Raw genomic sequence first — 16,277 nt, 5'->3', positions numbered from 1 at the left:
TCAGGATAGTGAGTCTTATCAGCAAAAACAGCGTGTTAACGGCGTTATACGCGGCGGCTCTCAATGTTTTACTGCAACGATGTAACAACAGAAAAAACGTGCGGGGAGGTGGGGAAAGTACAATGAAAAAACGGCGCCTGCCTGTATCGAAGACGCCGTCTGGTAGGGTAGGTCGTTAAATCAGTGATCGATACGCATCCAGTTCTTTTACCGTCATTGGTAGCCCCTGACGCAGGAGACAATCCAGATATTCGTCTACATCAAACGGAGGCTTTCTGAAGGCAGTGCGCGAAGTGCGAACCGCTTTAAGCACCAGAGCAGAATTGAGATCAAATAAATCGGCAATGAATTCGTCTGGATGCATGGCTTCCACTCCAAATTCCAAAAGTGCCGTTGCAGGAAAGTCTTTCAGATTCGCAGTGACGATGACTTCTGCATTAGCGCGTATCGCCGCTGCCAATACATGTCGATCATCCGCATCAGGTAAAACCAGAGCAGGGATAAGTTGCTCGAATCCAGTCACATTGGCATCGGGTAATGCCTTATTCATCAAATGCTCAATGTTCCTGAGCTTATCCATCGTTACGTCCGCATTATTTAGCAACAAATTTCGCTGCCACTCTTCCTGAATTAGTGCCGTCCATTTTGGCTGATATAGCCCTGTTAAACCAAGATGCATGAGCAAATCCCGTAGCAGAGATGGATAAATGACACACGCATCAAGTACCACGGGATAGGGGGAGTGATTCATTAGTAAAACCCGAGTTCCTGACTTCGGTCTGTCAACTCCTGCATGGCTTGCATACTTTCATTTTCACGCTGTTCTTTGTATTGCATCAAATCAGCAAAAAGCACGCGGCGATGACGACCTGTTTTATGGAAAGGAAGATGGCCTCCCTCCAAAAGCTTCACCATATGTGGCCGTGAAACATTCAGAATATTTGCCGCTTCTTGTGTCGTTAACTCAGCCTGCACGGGGACAATCTGGACAGCATTACCCGCCGCCAGTTCGCCAAGGATGCTCATCAAAAGCGTAAGTGCCGAGGTAGGCAGCTCGATCTTCTGGGCAATGTCTTGTGCATCCTGAATCGATATTTCCTGTGTTTCCAGCTTCGTAGACAGGTAGGTTGCAAGCTGCCTTTGTCCACGAATAGCGGCCTCCATTTCTTTTGGAGCCGGAAGGCTCAAACTATTTAGAGGAGTATTTTTCATCAAGTATTCCAGCGTTCTTCGTTTCGTAAGTTCGTAAGTTCGTAAATTTCAGAGTAGCGATATCAGATCCAAGAGCTAACATCGTTAAAATCAACATTAATCGAAATAAACGAAAATCGCAATATTCGAAACGATTAATTTTCACACACAGTAGGTTCAGGAAGCGGTAGGTCCGTTGCACGAAGAGAAACAAAAAAGGCCGCATGACGCGGCCCTGAAAAATGTGGGGAAGTTTTAGATCGCAACCGGTGCTTTGATGGCGGGATGCGGGTCGTATCCCTCGATGTCAAAGTCCTCGAAGCGGTAGTCGAACAGCGTATCCGGACGACGCTTGATCACCAGTTTAGGCAGCGCGCGCGGTTCACGGCCCAACTGTAAGTGCGTCTGTTCCAGATGGTTGTTGTACAAATGCGTATCGCCGCCAGTCCAGACAAAATCGCCGACGTCCAAATCACACTGTTGCGCCACCATATGTACCAGCAGCGCGTAGCTGGCGATATTGAACGGCAGACCGAGGAAGATATCGCACGAGCGCTGATAAAGCTGGCAAGAGAGTTTGCCATCCGCCACGTAGAACTGGAAAAACGCGTGGCACGGTGCCAGCGCCATTTTGTCCAGTTCACCCACGTTCCAGGCAGACACGATAATACGGCGGGAATCGGGATCCTGTCTCAACTGGGTCAGGACATTCTTCAACTGGTCGATCTGACGGCCGTCTGCGGCTCCCCACGAACGCCACTGCCTACCGTAAACCGGCCCCAAATCGCCGTTTTCATCTGCCCATTCATCCCAAATACTGACTTTGTTTTCATGCAGATAGGCAACATTGGTATCGCCGTTCAGGAACCAGAGCAGTTCATGAATAATCGAACGCAGGTGGCATTTTTTAGTGGTAACCAGCGGGAAGCCGTCCTGCAAGTTGAAACGCATCTGATGGCCGAAAATAGAACGCGTGCCCGTGCCGGTACGGTCGGCTTTCGGCGTGCCCTCTTCAAGCACTTTTTTCATCAGATCCAGATACTGTTTCATACTACCTCACCACAAAATTAAAAAAGGACGGCGGATTATTGCTGCGCAGGCTGACGGCGATAGGCCCAGACCATCATCAGAATACCGGCGATCACCATTGGCAGCGACAGGATTTGCCCCATGCTGAACAGATCGCCGAACAGCCCCAACTGCGCATCTGGCTGGCGGAAGAATTCGGTAATAATTCGGAACGAACCGTAACCGATCAGGAAAAGCCCTGAGACGCTGCCCATCGGCCGAGATTTACGAATAAAGAGATTCAGGATGATAAATAGCGCCACACCTTCCAGCATCATTTGATAAAGTTGGGAAGGATGACGCGGCAGCATGCCATACTGATTAAAAATCGTCTGCCACTGCGGGTTGCTGACGGCCAGCATCATATCTTCGCTGCGCGAGCCTGGAAACAGCATGGCCCACGGCGTATCCGTCGTCACGCGTCCCCACAGTTCACCGTTAATGAAGTTGCCCAAACGGCCAGCCCCCAGCCCAAAAGGAATCAGGGGAGCAATAAAATCAGCGACCTGGAAGAAATGGCGTTTGGTTCGATGCGCGAACCATAGCATGACGCAAATCACGCCCATTAAGCCACCGTGGAACGACATACCGCCATCCCAGACTTTGAAAAGATAGAGCGGATTTTCAAGAAATGACGGGAAGGCATAAAACAGAACATAGCCCAGACGCCCGCCGACGAAAACCCCAAGGAACCCCATATACAGCAGGTTTTCGACTTCATCCTTGGTCCAACCGCTACCCGGTTTATTCGCCCGACGCACCGCTAACCACATGGCAAATACAAAACCCACCAGATACATCAGCCCATACCAGTGCAGCGCCAACGGGCCAATAGAGAAAATCACTGGGTCAAACTGAGGAAACACCAGATAGCTTGTCGTCATCATTCACCACATATTTTATTGTGTTATCCCTGCTTTCGGGATCGTCATTGATAGGCAAAAGGCAGGAGAATGAATCCGTTCCTGCGAACCGCGGTGGCGAATCATAGCATATGCGCCCACGCTCGTTGCTTGCGTCGGGGAAAAGTTCTGTAAAACATTGAGTCGCTACTAAACATTTACTCGCAATTAACTGTCGATGTACTCGTCAATATCGCACCGCCGCTACAAATTAGCGCCCGCCGCGAATCAAGCCGCCCAGCCCGCGCTCTTCCATGAAAATTGCCGCCCACTGCCGGACTTCCGTCGCGCTTTGCGCGCCCAGCAATTGCTGTACTAACGCCTGCGACTCAGCCAGCGTAATCTGGCGCAGCAGATATTTAATTCGCGCAACGCTGCGCCCGTTCATACTGAGCGAGCGATAACCCAGCCCTGTTAACAGCAGTGCACCGAGCGCTTCTCCCGCCATTTCACCGCACACGGAAAGCGGAATGTTATACCGCTCGCATTCGACAGCGATCATGTTCAACGCCTGCAACATGGAAGGGTGCAAACTGTCATAAAGCGATGCCACGTGGGCGTTATTACGATCGACCGCCAGCAGGTACTGCGTCAGATCGTTGGTGCCAACTGAAACAAAATCGATGCGGGAAGCCAGATGAGGAAGCAGGAACAGCATCGATGGGACTTCGATCATGATGCCGATCCGCGGTTTTGGCTGCGGGAAGCCCAGTAATTCTTCGACCTCGCCCGCCGCCTGATCGATCAGGCGACGCGCTTCACTGATTTCATCCAGACTGCTGATCATCGGCAACAGAATGCTGAGATTGCCACTGTGCGCGTTAGCCCGCAGCATGGCGCGCACCTGAATCAGAAAGATTTCAGGCTGATCGAGCGTAATCCGAATACCGCGCCAGCCAAGGCACGGGTTCTCTTCGCTAATGGGAAGGTAAGGCAGCGGCTTATCGGCGCCGATATCCAGCGTGCGCAGCATCACCGTCCGCGTAGGATAAAGCTGCAACATGCTTTGGTATTGCGTCATCTGTTCATCTTCAGACGGAAAACCGCTTTGCAGCATAAAAGGGATTTCCGTACGGTACAGACCCACGCCATCAACCTGATTGATGAAACGCTTTTCGTGTTCGGCGCTTAACCCGGCATTCAGCATGACCTGAATGCGTTCACCGCTTTTCAGCACGGCAGGCTGTTCCATTTCGCCTTCGGCCAGACGGGTCAGCTCGTTTTCTTCCGTCAACAGGCGCTGGTATTCCTGTACCAGCACGGGTTCAGGATCGACCAACAGCTCACCGCGATAGCCGTCGATAATCAGCAAGCGCTGATGCAGCAGATCGGGCTGAATATCCGCGCCAACTAGCGTCGGAATGCCCATCGCACGAACCAAAATCGCCGCATGCGAATTGGCCGCACCGTCGTACACCACAACGCCCGCCAACCGCTCCGGCGGCAGTTCCGCCAACAGCGTAGCCGTTAATTCGTCCGCCACAAGGATAAAGCGCTCAGGCCATTGCCCCATGATTTGCGCGTTATCGTCGAGGTGAAACAGCAGTCGTTGCCCCAACGCGCGCAGATCGCCAGCGCGTTCGCGTAAATACGTATCCTGCAAATTGGTGAACTGCGCGGCAAAACGTTCGATCACCAGTTTTACGGCCCACTCGGCGGCATTGCCCGCATCCACTTCCTGAAAGAGTTCACGCTTGAGTCGCGCATCATTCAGCAAGTGCGAGTACAAATCGAAAATCGCCGCGCTCTCTTTTTGCGCGCTGGCGCTAAACCGCTTGCTGAAACGACGGAATTCCGCCGTTGCTTCTTCCAACGCCTGCGTTAAACGGGATCGCTCACGCTCGCTGTCCAGACTCGACGCGGGGAACACCTGCTCCAGAGAAGGCTGAGTACAATCCTGCCAGCCAGGGGCGATCGCCACGCCCGGAGCGGCCACCAGCGCCTTAACGCGCGTCTGACGATATTGACCGAAGAGCGTTTTGATCTGCGAAAGAGAGAGAATAGCGGCCATCTGGGTGGCCAGCGTCACCATGAACGATTCTTCGTTTTTATCAAACTGACGATGTTCGCGCTGTTGCACCACCAGTACACCCAGCAGGTGGCGACGGTGGATAATGGGAACGCCAAGAAAAGAGCGAAAATGCTGCTCTTTCACCGCGGGGATATATTTGAAACTGGGATGGGCGCGAGCATCAGCCAGATTAATAGGCTCGGCACGTTGCCCAACCAACCCGACAATACCTTGCCCAAACGCCAGCGTAACCGTGCGCCCGCGCGGCTTTTTCAACCCGCGCGTTGCCATCAGGTAATAGCATTGGCGATCGTGATCGGCCAGATAAATGGAACAGACTTCCGTGTCCATAGCCTGACAGGTCTCATTGACCAGAATGTCCAGCGCATCACTAAGGCGGGCCGTTGCCGCAACGTTTTCGACAATTTCTCGCAAGCGCGTGAGCATAATGTGCCTGAATTACCCTCTTTTTCGCCGAGGACCGGATGGCGTTGTCATCCGAGCCGCAGCACTCTCCTGAAGCAATATCACCGGGTTGATAAATTCCTTCATCACGCGACGATACACATCTCGCTTAAAAGAGACGACCTGACGTACCGGATACCAGTAACTCACCCAGCGCCAGCCATCAAATTCCGGCGTGCCGCTGCTCTGCATATTGATATCCGACTCATTACACATCAACTGTAGCAAAAACCATTTCTGCTTCTGGCCGATACAGACCGGTTTTGTATCCCAACGCACCAAACGCTTTGGTAATTTATAGCGTAACCAGTTACGGGTAGATGCCAACACGCGCACATCCTTTTTTCTTAACCCGACTTCTTCAAACAGTTCGCGGTACATCGCCTGCTCAGCACTTTCACCGGGGTTAATCCCCCCCTGCGGAAACTGCCAGGAGTGCTGACCATAGCGCCGGGCCCACATCACCTGCCCCTGCCGATTACAAATTACAATACCAACGTTTGGGCGGTAGCCATCATCATCGATCACCGGACTACCTCGATAAACATCAATGCAAAGATGACCTGATTGTTTCACACTCCCGTCAGGCGGTAAACCACTGCTTAGAAAGCATGTGGTACTAATAAAATTAAGATAACCCACAGATAAGATCAAAGTTATAAACATGTGAAGACCGGAATTCGCAGTTTATTCACTTTTTCTGTGGACATCTTTGTGCAGAACCCATGAAGAAGTGAGTAAAACTCATTTTTCACGCGGAAAAAATATTACGGGAAATTAAAAAATAGTGCTTTTTATTCATAAAATTACAAACCGTTTTACTGGCAATGGCGAACCCTTTATTCCTGCTCAAATGGCATACAATGCAAGATTGGCGAAAGATCGCACTATGCCGATTTTATCCACAGGGAATACCCCGAAGTCAGGCAATAAATAGGCAAAAACAGCAAAAAGGCCGCGAGTCAAGGCTGTAAATCGAACCAGTAATTCATGTTTATGTGGGTTATCCAAGAAATCTGTGGATAACCTAGTGTAAGATCCTGTTTATTGTCGGTGGCTATACGTGCACAGTTTGCAAAGCGATGCACAGCGATCGCCATCACACTAAAAAAAATCGCTATGAATCATGCTATTATTGTTTTTCTCCACCGTCTTGCAGGCTGTGCATGGGTATTCTCTACCTATTGTATTTTTTTTGAGCGGAAAAATATCGAGCTATACGCTATGAATTCACCCACAGTTCACACGACTGCGCCGCCACATGAGCAAGCCTTGCTGGAACGCGCGCAATCCCTTGCGGGTTATAATCTCGCGGAGTTAGCGGACATCGCTCGCCTGCCCCTTCCGGCCAACCTGAAACGCGATAAAGGCTGGATTGGCATCTTGCTGGAACGTTTTCTGGGGGCAAGCGCAGGCAGCAAACCCGAGCAGGATTTCCCCGACATCGGCGTTGAGCTGAAAACCATTCCGATTGATGAACAGGGTAAACCGCTGGAAACCACCTTCGTCTGCGTCGCACCGTTAACAGGCAACAGTGGCGTTACGTGGGAAAGCAGCCACGTACGACACAAGCTCGCACGGGTACTGTGGATTCCGGTAGAAGGATCGCGACACATTCCACTAGGGGAACGCCGTATTGGTACACCGCTCATCTGGAGTCCCAATAAGGAAGAAGAGGAACAATTGCGCTGTGATTGGGAAGAGTTGATGGATCTGATCGTGCTTGGTCAGGTAGAAAGCATCACCGCCCGACACGGAGAAGTCCTGCAATTACGCCCCAAAGCGGCAAATAGTCGAGCTCTCACAGAGGCCATTGGCGAGTTTGGTCAGCCGATTCTGACCTTACCGCGCGGGTTCTACCTGAAAAAGACCTTTACCGCACCGCTGCTGGCCCGTCACTTCATGCAGCTCAGCAACTGAGTTTCGTTAGCGCCCTGCTTCATCAGGACGCTACTTCGTCGTACACTAACCTTATACGCCGCACTATATACGCCGCCGTCGTGCGACAAGGGAATATGACCTGGGAAAAGCCTGACGCCGACCCAGAGTAAAAAACCAGAGTAAAAGGGATGCCAGCACAGGGGCCGCAATGCGAGGTATGACGAGTATATTTCTACGACCTCACACTTTCGCTTGCCTACGCACCAAGCAGGCAGAGTATAATATCGTTTACGTTTCGTTTAAGGTGTATTGATATAATGTTTGATTGGATTGTTGATCCGAACGCATGGTTGGCATTGGGAACGCTGACTATTCTGGAAATCGTTCTTGGGATCGATAACATTATTTTCCTGTCTCTGGTTGTCGCCAAACTGCCTAAAGCTCAACAAAACAAAGCGCGCCGCATCGGGCTGATGGGGGCAATGTTGATGCGTTTGGGACTGCTCGCTTCTATTGCCTGGGTCATGCGTTTGACTGACCCGCTGTTTACCGTGCTCGACAATGAAATTTCCACGCGCGACCTGATTCTGTTCTTCGGGGGGCTCTTCCTGATCTGGAAGTCGAGCAAGGAAATTCACGAAACCGTCGAAGGCGGTTCAGAAGACCATACTTCCAAGGTGCACTCTTTCTTTGGCGCGATTGTGCAGATCATGCTGCTGGATATTATCTTCAGCCTGGACTCGGTGATCACCGCCGTTGGTCTGTCTGACCATCTGTTCATTATGATGGCAGCGGTCATTATCGCCGTTGGTGTGATGATGTTCTCCGCGCGTCCTATCGGCGAGTTTGTCGAACGCCATCCATCCGTCAAAATGCTGGCCTTGTCGTTCCTGATCCTGGTCGGGTTCACCCTGATTCTGGAAAGCTTCGACGTTCACGTACCGAAAGGCTACATCTACTTCGCCATGTTCTTCTCGATGTCCGTCGAAGCACTGAACCTGCTGCGCAGTAAAAAAGAGAAAACGGCACACTGATCGCCGCATAGCGAGCGCTCAAAACGCCAAACGACCTAATCAGGCGGCAACCAACCGCCTGATTACACAAAATTAACGCCCTCAACACGCATTTTTTCCATTATTCCTACGTTATCCCTCGTAACCCTTTGCTAGACTCACTGAAGTTTTTGCATTTATTAATGGGCTAATACGATGAAAGTACGGATGAAAATGGCAGTCACACTGGCGTTATTATTTACCCTTACGGGCTGTTCCAGTGATTACGTGATGGCGACAAAAGAAGGGCAAATGCTCCTGACCCAGGGAAAACCCGTGCTGGATAAAGATACCGGACTGCTCAGCTATATCGATGAACAAGGTAATCAGAAACAGATCAACAGCGACCAAATCTCCCAGATCGTGCAACGCTAAGATCGTTGCCAGCCTGAAACGTTCCCCGCATCGGGCCGCATTATCCCTATGTGAATAGTATTCAGGTTGAAGTATCCAGAATAATCCGAAAAGGATAACAGAAGAGACTTCCCCACTCGCCACGGCTTCGTTATAGTCGAATTCAGGTGTGTTCTCCCAAACTCATTGGAATCGCAAAAGATCATGCGGAAATGAGGAGAAATACGCCTGCTATTTTCAGACATAAGGAAGCTGGCAATGCAATATCACCGTATTCCCCATAGTTCTTTAGAAGTGAGCGTGCTGGGTCTTGGTACGATGACCTTTGGCGAACAGAACAGCGAAGCAGACGCTCATGCCCAGTTAGATCACGCCATTGCCGCAGGTGTTAACCTGATTGACACAGCAGAAATGTACGCCGTTCCTCCACGCCCGGAAACACAGGGGTTAACCGAGAGCTATATCGGTTCCTGGCTGAAATCCCGTGGCGGCCGTGAAAAACTGATTGTGGCGAGCAAAGTCTCCGGCCCTGTGCGCGGAAACGATCACAGCATTCGACCACAGCAGGCGCTGGACAGAAAAAATATCCGTGCGGCGCTGGATGCCAGCCTGCAACGCCTAAACACCGACTATATCGATCTCTATCAGTTGCATTGGCCACAGCGCCAGACCAACTGCTTTGGCAAGCTGAACTATCAATATACTGATAACAAATCGCAATATACTGACGACAAACCGGTCGTTACGCTGCTGGAAACGCTGGAAGCGTTGAATGAACAGGTGCGTGCCGGTAAGATTCGCTACATCGGCGTCTCCAACGAAACCCCGTGGGGCGTGATGCGCTATCTGCATCTGGCGGAAAAACACGATCTGCCGCGCATCGTGTCGATTCAGAACCCCTACAGTCTGCTAAACCGCAGTTTTGAAGTCGGCTTAGCGGAAATCAGCCAGCATGAAGGCGTAGAACTTTTCGCCTATTCCTCACTGGCGTTTGGTACGCTGACGGGTAAATACCTGAATGGCGCAAAACCCGCTAACGCACGCAACACGTTGTTTAGCCGCTTCACACGCTATACCGGCCCGCAGGCTCAGGCAGCCGTTGCCGAGTACGTGGCGCTGGCGCAAAAGCACGGTCTGAATCCGGCGCAAATGGCATTGGCGTTTGTGCGTCAGCAGCCGTTCGTCGCCAGCACGCTGCTAGGCGCGACCACGCTGGAGCAGTTGCAAATCAACCTCGACAGCCAGAACCTGACGCTGGACGGCGAACTCCTTGATGAACTGGAAGCGATCCACCGTCGGTTCACGTTCCCGGCACCGTAAGCGCCAAATTCGGGGCCACAGGGTTCATCGGCATTTTGCCGTAATCCGGCGTAAAAAATTATGCTGAGGAGATAGCTGGCTTCAGATGAGCCGCAGGACGCGGCGAAAGCTTGCGCCATGCAGGGAGCATGTCGCAAGCGGTCCGTTAAGCCGGATATCGACGAAGGCATCGCGTAGCGACATAATTTAGCCGAAAGCCAGGGGGCACGGGGCGAGCGGCGTGTGAGCCGTCCCGTGTCGGGCGCGTGCTACGGGGTAGCATGAAAATGACGGTATTGTGGCGCACGAAATTGTCTCTCAGTCTGCATAAAAATATGACTAAGAAACGCTTAATTATGGGCGTCGCTATCTTTTGGCTGAAACAGCGGAACGTCTTTGCCGGTTATATAGCGCTTACGCAACCAGGACGATATCCCATCCATCACCATCACTATCGAGACTAAAATCAGGGTGATGAACATCACCACATCCCAGTTCCATAAGCGCATGTTCTCTGCATAGACCAGCCCGATGCCCCCCGCGCCGACAAAGCCTAGCACGGCGGCAGAGCGGGCATTCGATTCAATCTGGTAGAGGCTGAGCGCCAGAATAACGGGGAACGACTGGGTGAAGATGCCAAAGCGGTGTTTTTGCAGCGCATTGGTGCCTAACGCGCTCAGGCCTCGTCCGGGCGAACGTTCGACGGCTTCGTGCCCTTCGGCGTAGAGCTTGCCGAGCAGGCCAATATCCTGCATGGCAATAGCCAACAGTCCTGCCAGCGGCCCCAGCCCAACGGCTCGCACAAATATCAGCCCCCAAATCGCCATATCAATACCGCGCATTGTGTCCAACAAACAGCGCACCAGCAACGCAATCGGCCTTAATCCGCGGCGCTGCATGATGTTGCGCGCCGCAAAGAAGGAAAGTAACAGCGCGATACAGCTCGCCGTTACCGTCCCCGCAAACACAATCGACAGCGTGATAGCAATTTGCGACAGATAGTAACCAAAGGGCCAGTTGGCAAAGTCATGCCAGACAAACATGCGTAAAAAATAGCGCCCCAACTGCGCAGAGCCATTGTTCCACTGCGGCCAACTAATGCCAAAGGTCTGGAAAAAGAACAGGTAATACAGCGTGACCACCAGTGCCAGCAGTGTGATGCGGCGTAGATAGCGTGACTGTATGCGAAACAGTTCGGGATGCTGCTTTTTCAACTTTTCGACATCAAGTGCCGTCACCGTTCTCATATCACTTTCCTTCTACCACGCGACGGCGTAAATAGCCGGAGATGCCATCCAATAGCGAAACCACAGCAAGAATCAGCAGCAAGGTCATGCTCACCTGATCGTAGCGATCGAGCTTAATGTTGGTCATCAGTTCCTGGCCAATGCCGCCCGCACCAACCAAACCAAGAATGGTGGAAGAGCGAAAATTAATCTCCATACGCATAAAGCCGTAGGAGAGAAAAATCGGTTTTACCTGTGGCCAGAAGGCGAAGCGCATAATCTGGAGCTTGCTGGCACCGCAGCTTGCCAGACTGCGTACCGGCCGATCGGACGCACTTTCCAGAGACTCATAAAACAGTTTGGTTAAGCTGCCTACGGTGTGCAGCGCCAGCGCAATAAAGCCGGGCATCGCGCCGATACCAAAAGCCATAACAAACATGACCGCCCACCCCAGCTCCGGCATAGTGCGTAAAAAAGCCACCAGCGCGCGAATAGCCACACGCAGCAGCATCGAAGGTTGCGTATTCGCAGCGGCAAAAAATGCCAGTATCGTGGCCATCGCCACCGCAATGAGCGTAGACGCCAGCGCCATTTGCAACGTTTCCCAGATTAGCGGCAGTTGTATGGGTAGCCGATATCCCCAATAAGCCAGAGAGCCTTCGGTGTGAACGTTCGCCAGCAGCTGCTGCCAGTGCAATACAGGCAGCGTATCGCGCAAATAGCTGAAAAAATTCGGCAGGGCATACCAGATGGTTACGGGACTGAATTCAGCAACCTTGCCTGCTCCCAGAAACAGGCAGGCCAGCAGTAGAGACCACAGCAGTGCCTCGCGCTTTTGCCGCCCTTTAATCTGTTGATAATAGTGCTCAAAGTCATTATTCAAAGCAGAGTCCTGTTTACCGGGCGATACGTCCTACCCTGACGTTGATTAGCGGACTGAAAATGTACCGCCCGTTCGATGTCGCGTCCGAACGGGCGTTGAGGGAATGGCGACGCGCCAGTTCTCGATCAGCGGTTGCCTTTCGTCAGTTCGCGTTTCATGTCGATGATGTGTTTGTAGTCATTCAGGCTTGCCGGACCGATATGCTGAGTACCGCCCATCGCTTTAGCAAAGCATTCATGCTGTTTTTTATCCAACTTCATTACCGCGGTAATGACCTTCTGCTTGAAATCCGCGGGTAGCTTGTTGCTGATCAGAATCGGGCCGTTCGGGATGATTGGGGATTGCCAGATAATACGAATTTGCTGCATCAGATTCGGATGATCCATGCGGATCAGGCGAGTAAAAGCCCCGGCGGTGTAGCCCGTGTTGTAATCGCCTACCATCGATGTCCAGGCGACGGCACCGTCAAATTGGCCATTCAGTACGCCCAGAATATCCTGCTCATGACCGCCAGAAAACGTCACGCTGGAAAAGAAATTGTTGTATTTGCTATCGTTATTCCCGCCAAATTTCTGTTTGAATATCTGGTTGGGCACCAGGAAGCCCGAGGTTGAATCAGGATCGGCAAAGCCAAAGGATTTCCCTTTCAGGTCTTCCAGCTTTTTGTACGGACTGTCGGCTTTGACCACAACCACAGAGTAATAGCCGCGTGACTGGTCTTTATCGTCAACGGCAATCCCGACAATATCGACCGCGTCAGGATCTTTCAGATAGACGGAAGCGAAAGATGATGGCGACATGCTTAGAACCAGATCGACTTTCCCTCCCAGTAAACCCTGAATGACGCCGGAGTAATCAGCAGCATTACGCAACTGGGTCTCAACCCCCAGTTCTTTATCAAGGAACTGTTTGACACACTGATTATCACCGATCTGCTGTGTCGCATTTTGCCCGCCTAAAATACCCAGATTCAGCTCTTTCGGCATCCCCGCCGCCGTGACGCTGAAGACGGTCAGTGAGATAGTTAACATCATCGCCAAACCAAAGATCTTTCTCATTGCTATCACCTGTTCTCGTATCAAAGGCCATCGTGTTAAACGCACGAGAGCTAAATGCCTATCGCGCATTAATGTGCGTTCAGTTCATCGCCATACAGCGTATGAAGCAGCGGCTCATCCAATCGCGTTGGGTGGCCGTCAAAAACAATGCGCCCCTGAGCGATCCCGATGACACGCGTGCAGTAACGCTTCACCAGATCCACCGAGTGCAGGTTAACCATCACGCTAATCCCCTGCTGACTCACTTCTCGCAAGACATCCATAATACGGCAGGTATTTTTGGGATCGAGCGATGCGACCGGTTCATCGGCCAGCAAAATTCCAGGCTGCTGCATGAGAGCCCGACAGATGGCGACGCGCTGCATCTGGCCACCAGAGAGATTTTCCGCACGCTGTAACGCCTGCGGCAGCATGTTTACCCATTGCAGCAGTTCGATGGCGCGAGCGCGGTCCTCGTCGGAAAACACGCGAAATAGTGATTTGAGCGTGGAGGTTTGGCTAAGGCGGCCTAACAAAACGTTGGTGAGTACATCCAGCCGCGGAACCAGACAGAAATCCTGGAAGATCATGCCACAATAGGCACGCCACCGGCGTATCTGGCGCGGGCAGAGCTTGATAATATCCTGTGGCTGCTCACCGCTGTGGCTGATAATTTCACCGCCGGAGGCGGCAATCGTGCCGTTTAACAGATGCAGCAGCGTCGATTTTCCCGCCCCGGAGCAGCCAATGACGGCAACCAATTCTCCCGTGTGCAGATCGAAGTTAATGTTGTCTAGCACCCGATGTTGTGGAGACCACGCTTTCCTAACGCTTCGAACGGACAGCACCTTTTGTGGCCGAACGGGCTGCAACTGCGTGTTGAATTCAAAGCCGGATTTCAATCGTACCTGTGCCATCTTGGTATCCTCATGCGGTGAGGTAGCCCACTCATTAAGAACAGACGGCGTGATGATTTCATGAATAATGAGTGATTAAAAAATGACCAATTGCAACGATTTGCAAACCTCTCTTTATCCCCCACTACTCCCACAACTAAGCACATCAACCGATTAGTACACCTTCTCCCCTTTTGTCCACACATGACGAATATGCACATGGCCGTGAAGCGTATGTGCCAGAACCAGATCGGCACGTTTCCCTTCGGCAATCACACCGCGATCGTGTAACCCAATAGCGCGGGCAGGATTGCGTGTCAGCAAGGTCATGGCGCGCGGTAGGTCATAAGGATTGCTCTCATCCTGTGCCAGACGAAATGCAGCATCAAGCAGGCTGGCGGGGTAGTAATCGGAAGAGAGAATATCCAATAGCCCCTGCTGCGCCAACTGGCTAGCCGACACGTTGCCCGAATGCGAGCCACCGCGTACCACGTTGGGGGCCCCCATCAACACCAGCAATCCGCGTTCGTGTGAGCACCTCGCCGCCGCTTCGGTGGTGGGAAATTCAGCAATCACGCTGCCCACCTGAAGGGATTCATTAACGTGTTCTGGCGTGGCGTCGTCATGGCTGGCTAATGCGATCCCTTTTTTACGGCAGAGTGCCGCAATTGCCAGCCGATTGGGTTGAGACCAGCGAGCGGCCAGCGCCATCTGTTCTTCCTCAAACGCTGCCATCTGCGGGTTGCTGAGATGATATTTTCCCTGAAAATACTCACGGTATTTCTGCAACGATGTGTACTGACGCTGGCCGGGCGAGTGATCCATCAATGACACCAGCAGGAGGCCGGGCGTATTCATCAGTTGTTCAAACAGTGGAACCGTGGCGTCATGCGGCAGCTCACAGCGCAGATGCAATCGGTGTTCGGCACGGTTGAGCCCTTTTTCCTGCCCCTGACAGATCGCCTCGATCATATTATTGAGATTATCGAAGCGGTGGCCACCGTCCCGCACATCCCCCACAGCGATCGCGTCCAGTACGGTGGTGATACCATTCGCCACCATCAACGCATCGTGGCTGCTCATTGCCGAGTAGGCTGGCCAATCCACTTTTGGCCGCGGGGTAAAAAATTTATCGAGATTATCGGTATGCAGTTCTACCAACCCCGGCAGCAGAAACCCACCTTCACCATCAACAGCCTCGGGCTGCTGACAGCATGCGCTGCTGATGTGAACAATGATGCCGTTCTGCACGTCTAGCGACCCGTAAACCACCTCATTTTCCAACACCAAATGGACATTATTGATAATCATGTTGCGGTATCCAGGGATAAGGTTGCATAGCGTGTAAATGCGTGGCGAGCCGATTACGTACCGCACTGTCATGAAAAATACCGACAATCGCAGCCCCGCGCTCACGGGCTTCTTCAATCAGTTGAACCACCACATGACTATTGCCGCTATCCAGCGACGCGGTAGGTTCATCCAGCAGGAGAATCGGATAATCGGCGATAAATCCCCGGGCGATGTTCACCCGCTGCTGTTCACCACCGGAGAAAGTCGATGGCGGCAGCGACCAGAGCCGTTCTGGTACGTTGAGTCGGGCGAGCAGTTGTCTGGCACGCGTTTCACACTCGGTACGCGCAATACCGCGCTCCAGCAGAGGCTGCATAACGACATCCAGTGTAGAGACGCGGGGAATTACCCGTAAAAACTGGCTAACCCAGCCAATGGTGTCGCGACGAATGGCAAGAATGTGCCGCGACGAGGCATTCACCAGATCGACCCAGTTATGGTGATGCTTTACCCAGATGTGACCACGGTTAGGCTGATAATTGGCATACAGCGAACGTAACAGCGTGGATTTACCACTGCCGGAATGACCATCCAGCACCACACATTCCCCTGATTTGACCTCAAGATTGGCATCATGCAGCACGGGCAGCGATGCACCGTGCTGGTTGTGTAACACGAAGACTTTATAAACGTGCTCAACGCGCAGTTGTGTGTTCATG

General features: G+C 52.2%; 16 protein-coding genes. 4 read left to right on the top strand and 12 right to left on the bottom strand.

Going from position 1 to position 16,277, the window contains the following annotated elements; all coding sequences use genetic code 11:
* Positions 1-175 precede the first annotated feature (175 nt).
* The 6 genes from O1Q74_RS04560 to rppH form a co-directional block, all read right to left on the bottom strand.
* Positions 176-679, bottom strand: coding sequence for a PIN domain-containing protein (locus O1Q74_RS04560; RefSeq protein ID WP_271876432.1), 504 nt, complete (start codon positions 677-679; stop codon positions 176-178).
* A 71-nt stretch (positions 680-750) separates the two neighbouring features.
* Complete coding sequence (locus tag O1Q74_RS04555) at positions 751-1,212, bottom strand: helix-turn-helix domain-containing protein (RefSeq protein ID WP_271876430.1); 462 nt, start codon at positions 1,210-1,212, stop codon at positions 751-753.
* Between the two features lie 234 nt (positions 1,213-1,446).
* Positions 1,447-2,241 carry a thymidylate synthase gene (gene thyA / locus O1Q74_RS04550; RefSeq protein WP_271876429.1) on the bottom strand — a complete coding sequence of 265 codons (795 nt, stop codon included), beginning with the start codon at positions 2,239-2,241 and terminating at the stop codon, positions 1,447-1,449.
* Positions 2,242-2,276: 35 nt separating this feature from the next.
* Complete coding sequence (lgt, locus tag O1Q74_RS04545; protein WP_271876428.1) at positions 2,277-3,143, bottom strand: prolipoprotein diacylglyceryl transferase; 867 nt, start codon at positions 3,141-3,143, stop codon at positions 2,277-2,279.
* Between the two features lie 229 nt (positions 3,144-3,372).
* The gene (gene ptsP, locus O1Q74_RS04540; RefSeq protein ID WP_271876427.1) at positions 3,373-5,619 is read right to left on the bottom strand and encodes a phosphoenolpyruvate--protein phosphotransferase; all 2,247 of its coding nucleotides are present in this window, start codon (positions 5,617-5,619) and stop codon (positions 3,373-3,375) included.
* Between the two features lie 12 nt (positions 5,620-5,631).
* Complete coding sequence (gene rppH / locus O1Q74_RS04535) at positions 5,632-6,165, bottom strand: RNA pyrophosphohydrolase (protein ID WP_225087113.1); 534 nt, start codon at positions 6,163-6,165, stop codon at positions 5,632-5,634.
* A 696-nt stretch (positions 6,166-6,861) separates the two neighbouring features.
* Between rppH and mutH the strand changes: the two genes are divergently transcribed.
* From mutH to O1Q74_RS04515, 4 genes are all read left to right on the top strand, one after another.
* Positions 6,862-7,557: a DNA mismatch repair endonuclease MutH gene (mutH, locus tag O1Q74_RS04530; RefSeq protein WP_271876426.1), complete on the top strand. Its 696-nt coding sequence runs from the start codon at positions 6,862-6,864 to the stop codon at positions 7,555-7,557.
* Between the two features lie 278 nt (positions 7,558-7,835).
* Positions 7,836-8,552: a TerC family protein gene (locus O1Q74_RS04525; protein WP_271876424.1), complete on the top strand. Its 717-nt coding sequence runs from the start codon at positions 7,836-7,838 to the stop codon at positions 8,550-8,552.
* Between the two features lie 186 nt (positions 8,553-8,738).
* Positions 8,739-8,945 (top strand): YgdI/YgdR family lipoprotein, encoded by a 207-nt coding sequence (locus O1Q74_RS04520; protein ID WP_271876422.1) that lies wholly within the window; start codon positions 8,739-8,741, stop codon positions 8,943-8,945.
* Between the two features lie 237 nt (positions 8,946-9,182).
* Positions 9,183-10,244, top strand: a complete 1,062-nt coding sequence (locus O1Q74_RS04515; RefSeq protein ID WP_271876420.1) for an NADP(H)-dependent aldo-keto reductase — start codon at positions 9,183-9,185, stop codon at positions 10,242-10,244.
* Positions 10,245-10,573: 329 nt separating this feature from the next.
* On the opposite strand, the gene phnE (O1Q74_RS04510) is transcribed toward O1Q74_RS04515, so the two are convergent.
* From phnE (O1Q74_RS04510) to phnL, 6 genes are all read right to left on the bottom strand, one after another.
* The gene (phnE, locus tag O1Q74_RS04510; RefSeq protein WP_271876417.1) at positions 10,574-11,470 is read right to left on the bottom strand and encodes a phosphonate ABC transporter, permease protein PhnE; all 897 of its coding nucleotides are present in this window, start codon (positions 11,468-11,470) and stop codon (positions 10,574-10,576) included.
* A gap of 1 nt (position 11,471) precedes the next feature.
* Positions 11,472-12,332 carry a phosphonate ABC transporter, permease protein PhnE gene (gene phnE, locus O1Q74_RS04505; RefSeq protein ID WP_271876415.1) on the bottom strand — a complete coding sequence of 287 codons (861 nt, stop codon included), beginning with the start codon at positions 12,330-12,332 and terminating at the stop codon, positions 11,472-11,474.
* A gap of 125 nt (positions 12,333-12,457) precedes the next feature.
* Positions 12,458-13,366 (bottom strand): phosphonate ABC transporter substrate-binding protein, encoded by a 909-nt coding sequence (phnD, locus tag O1Q74_RS04500; protein ID WP_442953137.1) that lies wholly within the window; start codon positions 13,364-13,366, stop codon positions 12,458-12,460.
* A gap of 92 nt (positions 13,367-13,458) precedes the next feature.
* A complete protein-coding gene (phnC, locus tag O1Q74_RS04495) occupies positions 13,459-14,286 on the bottom strand; it encodes a phosphonate ABC transporter ATP-binding protein (RefSeq protein WP_271876410.1) in 828 nt (275 codons plus the stop codon).
* Between the two features lie 153 nt (positions 14,287-14,439).
* A complete protein-coding gene (gene phnM / locus O1Q74_RS04490) occupies positions 14,440-15,576 on the bottom strand; it encodes an alpha-D-ribose 1-methylphosphonate 5-triphosphate diphosphatase (RefSeq protein WP_271876407.1) in 1,137 nt (378 codons plus the stop codon).
* Positions 15,563-16,276: a phosphonate C-P lyase system protein PhnL gene (gene phnL / locus O1Q74_RS04485; RefSeq protein WP_271876405.1), complete on the bottom strand. Its 714-nt coding sequence runs from the start codon at positions 16,274-16,276 to the stop codon at positions 15,563-15,565. Before phnL ends, phnM begins: the two co-directional genes overlap by 14 nt.
* Position 16,277 lies beyond the last annotated feature (1 nt).

Origin of the sequence: Pectobacterium sp. A5351, assembly GCF_028335745.1 — a bacterium.
Classification (GTDB): domain Bacteria; phylum Pseudomonadota; class Gammaproteobacteria; order Enterobacterales; family Enterobacteriaceae; genus Pectobacterium.
The sequence above is the reverse complement of the archived record's forward strand: the minus strand, read 5'-3'. Positions and strand labels throughout refer to the sequence as shown.

Excerpts from the sequence above, each read along its gene's own strand:
- O1Q74_RS04560 (WP_271876432.1), bottom strand. The coding sequence starts at position 679 with ATGCATCTTGGTTTAACAGGGCTATATCAGCCAAAATGGACGGCACTA.
- O1Q74_RS04555 (WP_271876430.1), bottom strand. The coding sequence starts at position 1,212 with ATGAAAAATACTCCTCTAAATAGTTTGAGCCTTCCGGCTCCAAAAGAA.
- thyA (WP_271876429.1), bottom strand. The coding sequence starts at position 2,241 with ATGAAACAGTATCTGGATCTGATGAAAAAAGTGCTTGAAGAGGGCACG.
- lgt (WP_271876428.1), bottom strand. The coding sequence starts at position 3,143 with ATGACGACAAGCTATCTGGTGTTTCCTCAGTTTGACCCAGTGATTTTC.
- ptsP (WP_271876427.1), bottom strand. The coding sequence starts at position 5,619 with ATGCTCACGCGCTTGCGAGAAATTGTCGAAAACGTTGCGGCAACGGCC.
- mutH (WP_271876426.1), top strand. The coding sequence starts at position 6,862 with ATGAATTCACCCACAGTTCACACGACTGCGCCGCCACATGAGCAAGCC.
- O1Q74_RS04525 (WP_271876424.1), top strand. The coding sequence starts at position 7,836 with ATGTTTGATTGGATTGTTGATCCGAACGCATGGTTGGCATTGGGAACG.
- O1Q74_RS04520 (WP_271876422.1), top strand. The coding sequence starts at position 8,739 with ATGAAAATGGCAGTCACACTGGCGTTATTATTTACCCTTACGGGCTGT.
- O1Q74_RS04515 (WP_271876420.1), top strand. The coding sequence starts at position 9,183 with ATGCAATATCACCGTATTCCCCATAGTTCTTTAGAAGTGAGCGTGCTG.
- phnE (WP_271876417.1), bottom strand. The coding sequence starts at position 11,470 with ATGAGAACGGTGACGGCACTTGATGTCGAAAAGTTGAAAAAGCAGCAT.
- phnD (WP_442953137.1), bottom strand. The coding sequence starts at position 13,366 with ATGATGTTAACTATCTCACTGACCGTCTTCAGCGTCACGGCGGCGGGG.
- phnC (WP_271876410.1), bottom strand. The coding sequence starts at position 14,286 with ATGGCACAGGTACGATTGAAATCCGGCTTTGAATTCAACACGCAGTTG.
- phnM (WP_271876407.1), bottom strand. The coding sequence starts at position 15,576 with ATGATTATCAATAATGTCCATTTGGTGTTGGAAAATGAGGTGGTTTAC.
- phnL (WP_271876405.1), bottom strand. The coding sequence starts at position 16,276 with ATGAACACACAACTGCGCGTTGAGCACGTTTATAAAGTCTTCGTGTTA.